This is a genomic window from Streptococcus saliviloxodontae (genome assembly GCF_016908655.1).
GTDB lineage: Bacteria > Bacillota > Bacilli > Lactobacillales > Streptococcaceae > Streptococcus > Streptococcus saliviloxodontae.
Map to the genome: position 1 here is coordinate 28226 of NZ_JAFBEI010000022.1, position 14473 is coordinate 42698.

The window sequence follows — 14473 nt, forward strand, 5'->3', positions numbered from 1 at the left end:
TATTGAAATGTGTTATAATAAAGGTAAATTAACATGATAAGGAGTTTTTCATGAAAAAGAAAGAATATTTTGGTTTTAAGAAATCTAGGTCCTATGGTCTTTGCGGTGTTGTATTGGCAACAGCTCTATTAGGTTTCTCCTATAAAGCTTCAGCCGATGAAACAAGCACTGTCGCCAATGATAACCAAATCTCTAATCTAATAACAGAGACTTCTAATCTTACTAGTAACACCACCAGTTCCGAGATTCAAACTCAGGAACCTATAGCTGAGACTTCAGAAGTAACTGAAGTGACAGAGGAATTGCAACCAACTGAAATAACAAGTTCTGAAGAGCCCTCCACTAACAACCTTGAAAAAACAACTAGTGAGGAACCAAATCTCCCATCATATCAGGAACAAGAAACACCTATCACACAACAAGATGACCAGACAACTTCTTCAGTTCTAGAACAGATAAGTCCAAATCTTGTTTCACAAGAGCCACAAGCAAAAGTCAACACCAGCCTTGAGACAGCAAGTCATCAAGCTGAAACAACTCCTAGTTCCGATGACAGACTACAAGATGATAATGGTAATCTTGACTTATCAGCTGCTACAGCTCCAGTAGATCCAACTGTTGTCACATCTGTCAGTCTCCACGGAGCTAATCTCAATCTCCAATATAATCAAACCATTGCTTCAAATGCCCAGTTACTCTTTGCGGTTTGGTCTGAAGAACGAGATCAAGATGATCTAAAATGGTACAAGGCAGACTCTAAGGGAGCTGTAAATGTTCCTCTATCCAATCACAAAAGTCTCGGTACTTACAATATCCATACCTACCAATCTGTGAATGGGCAAATGACTGGTCTCAATGCTAGAACTTTTATCGTAGCTGAGCCTAAAGTAACGACTTCAATTGAGAAAGTCTCTTCAACTAGCTACAAAGTTACTGTGTCAAATGTTCCTTCTTACATTACTAATGTTAGTCTTCCGACTTGGACAGAGGCTAATGGACAAGATGACATTATCTGGCATGAAGCAGAACAAAGCTCTTCATCAACTTATACTGCGACGATTTCAACAGCAACACACCATCTCGAATATGGTCACTACAACGTTCATGTTTACGGCTATAATCAGATCACCCAAAGTTTAGTTGGACTTGCAACGAACGGATTTGACAATCAACTCCAAGTAGGGGAGGTGACGGTGACTCCTACGGCAACTTCAAAAGGAATCGAACTAACATTATCTGCCGACTTAGCAGCCAATATTACCATTATGCATGCAGTCTGGTCTGAAAAAAATGGGCAAGATGATCTTAAATGGTATACTGCTGATAAATCTGGGAAAACCCTCGTTGACTATACTGGAGACTACGGTATTTATAACATTCATACCTATGCTGCTGTTAATGGTAGTATGATTGGATTAAATACAAGTACAATCTCTATCACCGAACCTCATGTCAAAACAGCAATTACCCAGGTTGATGACACCACTTACAAGGTTACTGTTAGTGATGTACCCAGTTACATTACCGATATTAGTTTACCGGTTTGGTCAAGCAAAAACGACCAGGATGATATTAAATGGACTTCAACACAGACTGATGGTGAAGGAAACTACACCGCTACTATTTCATTAAAAGATCACAATTTCGATACCGGTCATTATAACGTTCACGTTTATGGACACAGCCAGGTTACAAAAGGATTAGTTGGGCTTACAGCAACCGCTGGTTTTGATGTCTCACAGGAGGGAATAACATTAACAGAACCAGGTGTCAGTTATCAAAATTATGATGCTACCAATGGTACTATCCAAATCGTGATTACTGAAACAGATCACTCTAAGACAATTAAGTCTGTCAATGTCGCAGCTTGGTCTCAGGATAACCAAGCTAACCTCCACTGGTACTCAAGCAGTCAAGTGGTTAACGGCAAAATCATCGTAACTGTCGATGAAAAATACCACCACAATCTAGCTGGTACCTACACGATTCACGCTTATGTTACAACAACTGATGGCAATACCAATGGAACAAATGTTGGTCAATTCCATTTTGATAAAACTAAAGCCGATGCTAGTGTAGCCGTCGCTTATACAGGAACTGGAATCTATAACGTTACCATCTCTAACATTACTTCTTCTGGCGAGGTACTCTACGCTGTCTGGTCAAATATCAATGACCAAGATGATATCATCTGGTACAACAGCCAACAAATTGGTGATCGTGCCTTTGGTACTATCAATGTAGCTAATCACAAAGGAACTGGAGACTATTCTATCCATGTCTATCAAAAAGATCATGACACGATGACCTTTTTGACATCGACGACTTTTACAGTTGACCAAACAGACTTTACGACACCTTATTACAATCAACGCGATGCCCGCTGGGGTGGCAACCGCTATGGAAACTACTCTCTATCTTATTCTGGATGTGTACCGACCTCACTTGCTATGGTCTTTTCAAGCCTAACGGACAAAACCGTACTTCCTACAGATGTCGCTAACTACCTCTACAATAATACTAGCGAATTCAACAAATCATTTGCAGGAACATCAGGACAAGGAATTCTAGAAGCTGCATCAGCTTGGGGAATGACTGCAACACCACTTGGTAGTCAAAACGCTCTGATTACCGCTCTCAAAGAAGGTCACCATGTCTTAGCAGCGGTACAGTACGATAAATTTGTCTCCTCAGGTACTCATGAACTTGTTCTAAAGGGGTATTCGAACGGAAATACCTACGTCTATGATCCTTACACACAAGGAAATGTCGGTTGGTACGCCATCAATGCCCTTTGGAAAGAACAATCAACAGATCGTATCGATACAGCAGGTGTTGGTGCTCCATTCATCAAAATTGTTGACGCTTAAATCGTCAGTAGTTTATGCCTTGCTACATAATATAAATAAAGACATAGTCTGATGGACCATGTCTTTATTAGTTTCATTTTAAGAATTCTTGAATAAGCTTCTATTTTGCTTCAAAGTGTGCTTTAACCAAAGGAGCGACTTCTTTACCATAGAGTTCAATAGCCTTTAGAACGTCTTCGTGTGGCATTGAACCAACTGGTAAATGGAGCATAAAACGATCTAGCGACAAATCTTCAATGAGTTGAATAATCTTTTGAGCGACTGCTTTAGGGTCTCCAACCATCATGGCACCTTCTGGTCCGACAGACTGCAAATACTGTTCCTTGGTCATCTCTCTCCAGTGAGGGCGCCCTTTGGCAATATTGTCAACCGTCTGCTTAGTAGGGTAGAAATAACGTTCGATAGCTGATTGCTTATCTTCCTCAATCCATCCCCATGAGTGAGCTGCAACCTTCAACTGTTCATCGCTATAGCCGTGTCGGCTGCCGATTTCCTTGTAAATAGCAACAAGCTGGGCAAAATGTTTTGGGTTGCCACCAATGGTTGCATAGACAATCGGTAGCCCCTGCTCTGCAATTCTTACCGTTGAGTCAAGGTTACCTCCAGTTGCCACCCAGATCGGGAAATCCTCTTGAACGGCTCTTGGGTAAACTGGACGATGGTCAACCGATTGTGTCAAGTGACCTTTCCAATTTAGAGTCGTATTTGCCTTGATAGCCTGTAGCATATCAAGTTTTTCATTGAATAACTCATCATAATCTGCTAGGTCATAACCAAATAATGGGAACGACTCAATAAAGGAGCCTCGACCAGCCATAATCTCAGCTCTGCCATTTGACAAGGCATCAATAGTCGCATACTGCTGATAGACACGAACAGGATCTATCGACGATAGAATCGTCACTGCAGACGAAAGGCGGATATGTTTGGTGTTTACCGCTCCTGCAGCCAAGACGATTTCAGGTGCAGAAACCGCAAAATCCTCTCGATGATGCTCTCCGATAGCGTAGACATCTAGTCCCACCTGATCTGCCAACTCAATCTCAGCAACCAACTGACGAATGCGCTGTGCATGGCTGTAGGTCTGTCCACTCTCCTCCAAGACTGTTGTTTCTCCAAATGTTGAAATACCGAGTTCGATTTGTTTTCCCATAATCATATACCTCTTTCTTTGATGAGTTTATTTTATCACTAATTAGTATTAAAATAAACTATTTGGCTCAAGATCAAAAAATACTATAAGATAAACTCACTTTTCGTCTCCTGTACCTCAAATCCCCCTTTTTTTAAAAAAACAAGTATAATAGAAGACGTTATTATTATAGAAAAGAGGAGTCTATCATGGCTATTACTTACAAAAAAGAAGATTCAATGGAAAGCTTGTTCGAGCAATTTGCAAAACTACCAGACAAAATAGATTCAGATCCAAATGCTGGCAAAAATCAAGACAAAGAGAAAAACAGCTCAGATAAAGCTGTTAAAGCAAATTAATCATTTGAATCAGAAGGTGAAATCATGGCTATTTTAAATCAACTGCCATCTAGTGTGCTTCAGTGGTTTGCCATCTTTATATCAATCATTATCGAAGCACTTCCTTTTGTTTTACTGGGGTCCATCTTATCTGGTATCATCGAGGTCTTTGTAACCCCTGACACCGTCCACCGCTACTTACCTAAAAACAAATGGCTTCGCATCCTATTTGGCACCTTTATCGGCTTTCTCTTTCCCTCTTGTGAGTGTGGGATTGTTCCAATTATTACTCGCTTTTTAGAAAAGCAGGTGCCCTCCTATACGGCTGTTCCTTTTCTAGCAACTGCTCCTATCATCAATCCCATTGTCCTGTTTGCTACATACTCAGCATTTGGAAATTCTTGGACCTATGTGACTTTACGATTACTGGGAGCTATCTGTGTGGCTAGCATTCTAGGAATTTTACTGGGATTTGTCGTTGATGAACAGATTCTAAAAGACAATAGACCTCCGATTCATCATCACGATTATAGTCACCATGGTTTCTTTAAGAAGCTATTTCTCGCCTTGGTACATGCTATTGATGAGTTTTTCGATACAGGTCGCTACTTGATTTTTGGGACACTCCTTGCCTCTGCAATGCAAATCTATGTTCCAACTCGTATCTTGACTAGCATTGGACACAATCCTATCGTTGCCATTTTAATTCTGATGCTAATGGCTTTTATTCTTTCGCTTTGTAGCGAAGCAGATGCCTTTATCGGTGCTTCTTTGGTCTCAACATTTGGCATGGGACCAGTCCTTGCTTTCTTGCTTATTGGACCGATGGTTGATATAAAAAACCTACTGATGATGGTTAAGTCTTTTAAACCACGCTTCATCATACAATTTGTTGCAACATCTAGTCTTGTCATCATCGTCTACTGCTTATTAGTGGAGGTCCTCGCATGATTCGATTTCTCATTTTAGCAGGTTATTTTGAGCTTGTCATGTACCTCAATGTGACTGGCAAACTCAATCAGTACATCAATATCCATTACAGCTACTTAGCATACATTTCAATGGTTTTGTCCTTTATTTTAGCTGTTGTACAACTTATCCTCTGGGCTCGTAAGGTCCGCACACACAGTCACTTGACTGGAAAATGGGCAAAGCTAACCAGTCCCTTGATTCTTGTCTTTCCTGTTTTAGTTGGGCTTTTAGTGCCTACAGTAACTCTAGATTCTACAACGGTATCTGCAAAAGGCTACTACTTCCCATTAGCATCTGGCAGCAATGCCCAAACAGCTGCCGAAGACAATGTCTCTATCCAGTATCTAAAACCTGATACCAGTTCTTATTTTACAGCGTCAGCTTATGAAAAAGAGATGGCAAAAGAGCTCAAAAAATATCAGGGAAGTGGCGAATTAACCATCACAACTGAAAACTATATGGAACTGATGGAGCTTATCTATGTCTATCCAGATCAGTTTATGGGACGCAGTATTCGCTTCACTGGATTTGTCTATAACGAGCCGAATCACTCTGGCTATCAGTACCTCTTTCGCTTCGGTATCATCCACTGTATTGCCGATTCTGGTGTCTATGGCTTGTTGACCACCGGTTGGCCACAGAACTATGCAAATAATAGTTGGTTAACCGTTACTGGAAAAATTAGCCTAGAATACAACCAAGAATTAAAACAGAACCTTCCTGTCCTACAAATCAGTGATGCAACTGAAGTACAAGAACCTAAAAACCCATACGTCTATCGTGTCTTTTAGAACAGATATAGCCTAGAAAGTAGCTTTTCTAAGCATCAGCAGTCAACATATAAAAACCGAGTTTGGATATTCCAAACTCGGTTTTTATATGTTTCAGTTTAATCTTTGGACGTCATCGCCATTTTTTTATAGCCCAAAGCTAGGCGATAGAGGTTAATAACTGTTACCACGACCCATACAATAAGCCATAGCCATTCTTGTCTCATGAAGAAGAAAATGCTCAAAGCTAAACAGGCAGTCGTCATTAAAATGGTAGATAGGTAGTTTTTGACAAACATCACACTCCCCCTCTTTAAAGCAATTCTTCCAAAAGACCTCTCATGAAATCTTCTGAATTAAATTCACCAATGTCATCTATTTTTTCACCAAAACCAATCAGCTTAACAGGAATAGCAAGCTCTTCACGGATGGCAAGAACGACCCCACCCTTAGCAGTACCGTCGATTTTGGTCAAGACCAATCCTGTCAGAGGTGTGATTTTTGAAAACTCTTTAGCTTGGCTAAGGGCATTTTGACCTGTAGAGGCATCTAAGGCAAGAAGCGTTTCATGCGGTGCCTCTGGAACCACACGTTTGATGATACGTCCAATCTTTTCCAGCTCAGCCATAAGGTTGTCTTTGTTTTGCAAACGACCAGCTGTATCAATCATCAAGATATCTACACCTTCTGCGACAGCTTTTTCCATACCATCAAAGACGACAGAAGCAGGGTCTGCCTTGTCTTTACCTGTTACAACTGGAACATCTACACGACGTCCCCACTCAAGTAATTGGGCTACTGCCCCTGCACGGAAGGTATCTGCAGCAACCAACATAACCTTTTTGCCTTCAGTCTTATATTTATGGGCCAGTTTTCCGATAGAAGTTGTTTTACCGACACCATTGACCCCTACAAAGAGCATCACTGTCAAACCATCTTGAAAATTAATTTTCTCATTATAGACACCGTCTTTATCATAAATATTGACAAGTTTTTCAATGATGACACGTTGCAAATCTTCTGGTTTCTTGGCATTTTCAAGTTTGGCTTCATAGCGTAAGTCCTCTGTCAACTGTGTAGCAACAGTTACACCCACATCAGATAGGATAAGCAACTCTTCCAATTCTTCGAAAAAGTCTTCATCGACCCTGCGGAAGTTGGCAAAGAACTCATTCAGACGCGCAGCGAATCCTGTACGGGTCTTTTTAAGACTGCGATTATACTTATCTTCCGTCGTCTCACTGGCAGGTTCTGGTTCTTCTTGGCTAACAACCTTGGTTTCCACAGCTTGGAAATGGATTTCTTGACCCTTTTCCTGAGCTTCTTTGGCTGCCGCTTTTTTGGCATAATAATCTGCCATCACAGCATTGAAATGCTCTTGACCTTCTGTCAATGACGCTTGCTCTGACGTAACTTCCTGTGACAGCTCTGACTCACTGCTACTCACAACGAGCTCGTCTTCTAATAGCTCTTGCACCTCAGCTGTCTCAGCTTCGACGGGCTCTGCCTGCGCTGTATCTACTTGCTCTTGACTGGTTAGATTTTCTTTTGGCTGACTAGTGTCAACGTCTTCTTGTGTATTTCCAAATAGGCGATCAAATAACCCCATTTCTTCTCCTTTACTTATCTAGGATATACTGGTGAACCGCTTCTGCGACACCCGATTCATCATTAGTTTTTGTTGTTACTGCATTAGCAGTTGTTTTAGCAATTGCTGCGCCATTTGCCATAGCAACACCCCAGCCTGCCCACTCAAGCATAGAAAGATCATTTTCTTCATCTCCCATAGCCATAACATTGGCTGCAGTCATTCCCAAATGCTTGGTCAATAGATCAAGCCCAACTGCCTTATGAACACCTTTTGGCATGATTTCTAAAATAATATCACGTGATTTGAAAAGTTCAAACTGCTCATACAAATTGGCTGGGATTTTAGGAATCTGCTGATCCAAAAAGCTTGCATCAGTCACAATAACAATTTTGTTATAGACGATGTCTCTTGGCAAGTCTGCTAGTGAATCAATCTCAACAAAGGTCAGCATCGGATTTGCCTTGTGATAGTCTGAGTGATTTCCTTGACTCTCTAGACTGTAAACCACACCATCACTGATAACATCCACAGGTAAACCTAGAGGCTCCATAGCTTGATAAATAGCTTCAACTTGCTTAAAGCTCAACTCAGTCTTAGCTAAAATATCGCCGTTATTCCGTTGTACCAAGCCACCGTTAAAGGTAATGCTATAGTTATCTTCATTGTAGAGACCCAAGTCTTCTAAGATATGCTGGATAGCCTTCAAAGGGCGTCCTGTTGTGATAACAACCTTCACGCCTAAATCACGAGCTGCTGCTAGAGCTTGACGGTTCTCAGGTGTCACTTCTTTTTGACTGTTAAAAAGAGTACCATCCATATCCAATGCCAAAACTTTTATATCTGCCATCTATTTCACCAATCCTTCCATGTAGGCAATCACTGCCTCGTCCTCACAATGTCCAATAACCTCGTCTGAAATATCCTTGATTTGCTGGCGGGCATTTTCAGTTGCCACTGCTTTTCCGACAAAATCTAGCATTTCATAATCATTAAGATTATCCCCAAAACCAATCATTTCTTCAGGAGAAATCTCCAGTTCCTGTCCCAAAGCCTTGAGACCTGTTGCCTTATGTAAATCTGAAAAGATAATATCCATAGCGTCAAAGCCAGTTGTGACCGCTGTTTTTCCTTTCAGATTTTGATTCAACCAAATCTCACGCGCTGCTACCGTATCTGCTGTGAATTGGCAGGTCACTTTAAAAATGTCATCCTCGACCTGAGTCAGATCACATCGTTGCACATTTTCGTAATAATGTGTCATGTGTTCCACATAGTCTTGGCTAGCATCCAAGGGAGCGTATGATCCACAACGTCCTGACAAGAGGTAACCCGCACAATCATCTGACTGATTTAAAAGATCCACAATCCCAAGATAATCCTCAGGAGCCATCTTTTGTTCAAAAAGAATCTCTCCTTTGTATTGGACGACAGCTCCATTTTCAGCAATAATGGCAATACGATCTACAAAGCCCTCAAAGAGCTTATCCACCGCAATTAAAGCACGTCCACTAGCTACCGTGAAGATCATATCATCTCCAAAAGCTTCTAGTAGAATCGCCAGACGCTGACGATCATAGGTGCCATCCTTTCGCAAGAAAGTCCCATCCATATCTGTTGCTATTAGTTTAATCATACAATCTAACCTTTTCCCTTTCAAGGGGGTGCAAAACCCGAGTGGGATATGCATCACAAATCCTAATATAACTTCTTCTATTATAACACAGAAACACCAAAAAAAGACGCGCCAAATTGACACGCCCTTATCTGCTATAAATCAATCTTCACGCCATTTTTGAAGGTTAGGCTGATTTTCTTATTTCCTTTATATCCAATCGCTCGACACTAGTCTGCCAGAGTTCTTAATTGAAATCTGTGATGAGGTCATCCTGCTCTTTGAGCTTTTAGATAAAACCATCAAGGCTGATCTAGTTTCCTGCAACTCTTTCTGTTTTTCTTAGTAGGCTGTTACCAAGGTATCGTACTGTTCTTGGTAAAGATTTTGATTCTGAGCCTTCCTTGCATTCCTATCGACCAAGTCCTCGATGTCTTGTCGTATGGTTTCAAGATGATGCTCCAAATCATTAATCCTAGATTCAAGTGGTGTAGTGTCTTTTGCCATGTCAATTAAGAGCTCTGTATTTGCGATAATCTCATCTCGATTGCTGAGAAGTTGATTGATGGCTGATAGGAACCATGCTTTAATTGCTTCTTCCGTCACATAAGTTGTCTGACATTTATGCTCACCCTTGTACTTGCCATTGCACTGGTAGATAGTTCTGTACTTGCTGATGGAATGCCACACCCTACTTCCAAAAGACGCCCCACAAGCACCGCAGTACAATCTTCCTGTAAAGATGTTACTGGTCTGCCTTTTCTTTTCAAGTTTATCCAATTCAACATGGGCCAAATCAAACACCTCACGTTTGATAATGTTCCTTTTCATCAGAAGGACTAGACACAAAAACAGTTCACTACCCAACATATGGTAATGAACCGTTTTATATTACATAATAGTTGTCATGAGTTCTCTAACAATCTGAACTGATTTCTCAAAAGAAATATCTTGTGCATATTTGAATTGTCTTTGATAACGTGTCCAAAGTTGCTTTTGATAATCAGAAATTTCAATGCTATCTAGCTGACTTTCCCAAATGTCGATAATCTCTTTACTACCTCGTTTTTCAACAGTATTCTCTAGAGCTTTACGCAACACATCGAAATCTATCTCGTCTTTTCTGATATGATACAAGGTAAAAAGGTCATAACGATCACGAGGACGTGTTGATACTACTCCTCGGCTAATAATAGTTTCCAATTTTTCAGCTAGAACAGTTTCCAAATTATAAGTCCAAACCTCAATGGTTTCATTAGTAAATAAAGATGGCATCGAATAAGTAATTTCTCGAGGCGTAATCTTATCACCTGTTGTAATGTCTATAAATACAACCTCTCTTAAGGTATCAAACGTAGCATTAAGTTTTAGAGAAAATCCCCCATATTCGTCATCTTGACGAATCGGCTCTAATTTATCCACTTCAAATGAAAAGACATCCTCCGAATCTGAAAGAATCTCCTCGAAGATAGCAATCAAATTCTCTTGATTAAGTGCAGTCCCTTTAAGCGTCACATCTAAATCCATCGTCGTTCGCTTATCAAGTCCTATCAACTGTCCTCTTAGATAACCACCTTTAACAATAAAAGAATCCTTATAAGAACTTTTAGCAATCAATTTCAACACCTGTTCAATCAGGAAGTTTTGTTGGAGCTGCTGGGCAGGAATACCTCTATCCTTAGCCATATTCTTAATCTTTGCCTTAAAGCTATTTGCATTGGAAAACATTAGGCTAATACCTCCATATAAGATTGTAACTTATTAGTCACCTTGAATAACTGTGCATAGTGAAAAAGTTTTGAATAGTTAACTTTGTGATTTTGAAAATACATCTTAAATGCAGGAGCAATAACTTGAACATCAACCTGATAAATTGGCCTTAAACACTCTGCTAAAACTCTCTCTGGCTCATATACCTTAATCTTCTGCCCCACTTGTCTTTCAAGTTCTACAATTCCTTCATCGTAATAAGAACGAAGAGCTATCGGACGTATACCTTCTGCTTTGATATTTTTTGTATTAGTTCCATATGGAAAACTCATGGTCATTTCAAACGGAACTGTTAGCGATAGGCCATTTAGCCAAAGAGCCGTTTCTAAAGAAAAAATTCCTTTTGAAAAACGTTGCTGTGCCACAAACCATTCATCCAGATAAGTATCAGGGAGGCGATATAACCCCTTTTCTTCAACCTCTACTAGCCCCTCTTCAATCATTCTCAACAACAATTTGTAAGGTAGTTTCTCTTCAACCACCTGTTGAAAGGTCAAAAATCCTTGATGTTGTTGAAATGCAGTCATAATACTTTCACTACTATTCATAATGGCAGGCTCCTTTCAAAAGAAATAAAATGCTAACACTTTCATTAAATGTTAGCATTTTATTTCTTTTATATCAACTATTTCGGATCTAATTCCTTCAATAAGACTGACACCAAAGCACGAGCTTTTGGCAAACGAATAAAAACTAAACTAAAAGGACTTAGTCCTGTGCAATTCAGAACTAAATCCTTCACTTAAAATATAATGTCTAACTTCTTGGGGGCAGTACATTATCAACGAAGTGCTTTTAAATTCTTTCGAATCAATATACCTAATTTTACTTAGTTAGAACTGTCAACTTATATCATATCTCTTAAATAAAGCTCCAAAGACTAGTGATAACACAGTGATGGATCCTCCAATAATGAAGAGATTAAAAGTATTATTCGGCTCTAAAACCACTGAGAAAAATCCAGTCCCAACCGGCATAAAAAGTATAGCTACCGTAAAAATGATACCAAAGACTCTACCAAGAAACTCATTATCTACATCTCTTTGAACGATAGAGAAAAATTGGATATTAAAAATAGATAAAAATAGACTAAACAGTGCTGGAGACAAGGCTAGAACAATGACATTGTGGAATAGAGAATAAAACGGAGTAGATAACATTAACATAATACCCGAACACGCTAATAGGAGCATTAAACGTTTACTTGATAAAGATTTATTGACAAAACCACTTAATATCGCTCCAATAAATCCACCAATTGCTTCTGCTGTTAAAAATGTTCCATAAAGCTCCTCTGATATTTCTCCAAACATTTGATTACTATAAGGTAGCAATAAATTATAAGCTGCTAGAAAAAAATTAACTAAGGCAGAGAGAATGATAATAATAAATATTGGCTTATGGTTGTAGACATACTTGAACCCTATTTTTAAGTCGTTAAAGACTCCACTTATTGTCATTTTCTCCTTTGTGACCACTTCTTCATTAATAGGTATAATAAAGAAAATTAGTGATGCAGCAATTAAAAACGATAATCCATCTAATAATAATACACCATGTATGCCCAATATATTATATAGGAAAATTGCTACCATTGGTATAGTTACTTTAATAATGGTACTAGTTGTTTCCAAATAGGAATTTAGTTTTGTTATATCATCTTTCTTCACAATTTCTTTCGTAAATGCTTTATATGACGGTCCAGAAAAGGCACTCATAAAAGCCAAAATAACATTGGTGATGACAATCGCATACACCAACCATTGTTGTTGAGATAGGAACGAAAGACCTATACAAGCAATACCGCATAAGATATTAGTTCCAATGATAATTTTTTTTCGCTTGAAGTTATCAGCAATAACCCCACCAAACAAATTAAATAGAACACCTATCACACTTTCTAAAGATTGATAGATTGCAACCAGTGACAGAGAAGTCGGATTAATACTTGCCAAAAATGTATTATTGGCGAAATCAAACATGATATCTCCTATTCGAGATATAACTCTACTTACAGTAAGGTAAGTTATATTTTTTGTATCTATTTTCAAGAGCAACTCCTTAATTATTAATATTTTCTTTTATCAGGTATTTGAAGCCTTAATATTATCGGGAATATTATTCCTTACTAACTTACATTTTTCAATTTTATCGCCTTTCTTATAGCTAAGCAAATTACCCACCAACAATAGTGATAATATCCATCACCAAAATCAAAATCAGCAAAAATTTTGAAATTTTCTTCATAATCGGACTTCCTTTCAATTTTTATTTATTGTACAATAAATAAAAATTGAGTTAATTTGTGTTGGGAAAGTGGGAAAAATATGAAATCAAAACTTGGCATCACACTTAGAAAAGTTCGTAAAGGAAAACAAATTAGTCTATGCTCTGTAGCAGATGAACATCTTTCAAAATCACAAATCTCTCGTTTTGAGCGTGGAGAATCAGAAATATCTTGTATTCGACTAATCAATATTCTAGACAAATTACACATTACGTTAGATGAGTTCCTTATTTTACATGATCAGTACTATACCAAAACGGAATCATTCACCAATTTAGTACAGTACATCCGTCAACAATATTCATCACAAAACATCAATAATATACAATCTCTACTTTCGGATTCCTCAAATTACACTTTAGATTCTTTTGAAAAAACAATGGTAAAGTCCATTTTACACACAATGGATTCAAGCATCATTCCATCAGATGATGAATTACTTCAACTGACAGATTACCTCTTCAAAGTAGAAAAATGGGGGTACTATGAGATTATTTTATTAGGTAACTGTGTTCGAACAATTAACTACAATTCCTATTTCTTATTAACAAAGGAAATGTTAAATAATTATATCTACTCTTCTCTAAATAAAACTAATAAACGAATAGTCACTCAATTAGCTATCAATTGTTTTATTCTTAGTATCGATAAGGAAGAATATGCTAACTGCTCCTATTTAATTGATGAAATAAAAGTATTGTTAGATAATGAATTGAACTTTTATGAACAGACAGTCTTTCTCTATGCGACCGGGTACTATGAATTTAAGCAACAATCAGGTACTGGAATTGAAAAGATGAAACAATCTATTCAAGTACTTGATATTTTAGGAGAAGACAAGTTAAAATTACATTACACCGACCATCTTGATAAATTAGTTAACAAGGAATAAGTGAAATCATTCTCTATCTTTTAACGTTTTATATATCAAGGGTGTCTCAATAAAAACAACCACTTTAACAACTATTCACTTATACCATTAGACAAGAAAAAAGCCTTGGAAACAATCCATTCCAAGGCTTTCTTTATATTCTATGGCTCTATAATTTCTGTAGTGGGTAAATCTCATTCAGATATTGTAGGGCTTTTTAGCGGTATGAAAAAAGCCCCACATGACTTATAATGAAAAGC

At 38.4% G+C, this 14473-nt stretch carries 14 protein-coding genes and 1 pseudogene; 5 read left to right on the forward strand and 10 right to left on the reverse strand.

The features are described 5' to 3' along the window. Nucleotides 1–50 precede the first annotated feature (50 nt). Nucleotides 51–2870 (forward strand): GBS Bsp-like repeat-containing protein, encoded by a 2820-nt coding sequence (locus JOC31_RS06010; protein WP_205017258.1) that lies wholly within the window; start codon nt 51–53, stop codon nt 2868–2870. 100 nt (nt 2871–2970) lie between these two features. On the opposite strand, the gene JOC31_RS06015 is transcribed toward JOC31_RS06010, so the two are convergent. After that, nucleotides 2971–4023: an LLM class flavin-dependent oxidoreductase gene (locus tag JOC31_RS06015; protein ID WP_205017259.1), complete on the reverse strand. Its 1053-nt coding sequence runs from the start codon at nt 4021–4023 to the stop codon at nt 2971–2973. A 188-nt stretch (nt 4024–4211) separates the two neighbouring features. On the opposite strand from JOC31_RS06015, the gene JOC31_RS06020 reads away from it, so the two are divergent. From JOC31_RS06020 to JOC31_RS06030, 3 genes are read left to right on the forward strand one after another with little or no spacing between them, the layout of a single operon-like run. Continuing rightward, nucleotides 4212–4361, forward strand: coding sequence for an SPJ_0845 family protein (locus JOC31_RS06020; protein WP_205017260.1), 150 nt, complete (start codon nt 4212–4214; stop codon nt 4359–4361). A gap of 24 nt (nt 4362–4385) precedes the next feature. Next, nucleotides 4386–5291: a permease gene (locus JOC31_RS06025; RefSeq protein ID WP_205017261.1), complete on the forward strand. Its 906-nt coding sequence runs from the start codon at nt 4386–4388 to the stop codon at nt 5289–5291. Continuing rightward, nucleotides 5288–6103, forward strand: coding sequence for a TIGR03943 family putative permease subunit (locus JOC31_RS06030; protein ID WP_205017262.1), 816 nt, complete (start codon nt 5288–5290; stop codon nt 6101–6103). Before JOC31_RS06025 ends, JOC31_RS06030 begins: the two co-directional genes overlap by 4 nt. Nucleotides 6104–6201: 98 nt before the next feature. On the opposite strand, the gene JOC31_RS06035 is transcribed toward JOC31_RS06030, so the two are convergent. From JOC31_RS06035 to JOC31_RS06075, 9 genes and pseudogenes are all read right to left on the reverse strand, one after another. After that, a complete protein-coding gene (locus JOC31_RS06035; protein ID WP_205017263.1) occupies nt 6202–6384 on the reverse strand; it encodes a cytochrome O ubiquinol oxidase in 183 nt (60 codons plus the stop codon). 11 nt (nt 6385–6395) lie between these two features. After that, nucleotides 6396–7691: a signal recognition particle-docking protein FtsY gene (gene ftsY, locus JOC31_RS06040; protein WP_205017264.1), complete on the reverse strand. Its 1296-nt coding sequence runs from the start codon at nt 7689–7691 to the stop codon at nt 6396–6398. A gap of 10 nt (nt 7692–7701) precedes the next feature. Continuing rightward, on the reverse strand, nt 7702–8520 hold the full coding sequence (locus tag JOC31_RS06045) for a Cof-type HAD-IIB family hydrolase (RefSeq protein WP_205017265.1): 819 nt from the start codon (nt 8518–8520) through the stop codon (nt 7702–7704). After that, nucleotides 8521–9306: a Cof-type HAD-IIB family hydrolase gene (locus JOC31_RS06050; RefSeq protein ID WP_205017266.1), complete on the reverse strand. Its 786-nt coding sequence runs from the start codon at nt 9304–9306 to the stop codon at nt 8521–8523. 134 nt (nt 9307–9440) lie between these two features. Beyond that, nucleotides 9441–10104: pseudogene (locus tag JOC31_RS06055) on the reverse strand (recombinase zinc beta ribbon domain-containing protein); the annotation flags it as partial. 72 nt (nt 10105–10176) lie between these two features. Continuing rightward, on the reverse strand, nt 10177–11013 hold the full coding sequence (locus JOC31_RS06060; protein WP_205017267.1) for a nucleotidyl transferase AbiEii/AbiGii toxin family protein: 837 nt from the start codon (nt 11011–11013) through the stop codon (nt 10177–10179). After that, nucleotides 11013–11603, reverse strand: a complete 591-nt coding sequence (locus JOC31_RS06065; protein ID WP_205017268.1) for a type IV toxin-antitoxin system AbiEi family antitoxin domain-containing protein — start codon at nt 11601–11603, stop codon at nt 11013–11015. Before JOC31_RS06065 ends, JOC31_RS06060 begins: the two co-directional genes overlap by 1 nt. 294 nt (nt 11604–11897) lie before the next feature. Then, complete coding sequence (locus JOC31_RS06070) at nt 11898–13106, reverse strand: MFS transporter (RefSeq protein ID WP_205017269.1); 1209 nt, start codon at nt 13104–13106, stop codon at nt 11898–11900. A gap of 124 nt (nt 13107–13230) precedes the next feature. Beyond that, nucleotides 13231–13302: an SHP2/SHP3 family peptide pheromone gene (locus JOC31_RS06075; RefSeq protein WP_205017272.1), complete on the reverse strand. Its 72-nt coding sequence runs from the start codon at nt 13300–13302 to the stop codon at nt 13231–13233. Between the two features lie 80 nt (nt 13303–13382). Here JOC31_RS06075 and JOC31_RS06080 point away from each other — a divergent pair, with 80 nt between their 5' ends. Next, nucleotides 13383–14234, forward strand: coding sequence for a helix-turn-helix domain-containing protein (locus JOC31_RS06080; RefSeq protein ID WP_205017270.1), 852 nt, complete (start codon nt 13383–13385; stop codon nt 14232–14234). Nucleotides 14235–14473: the final 239 nt, after the last annotated feature.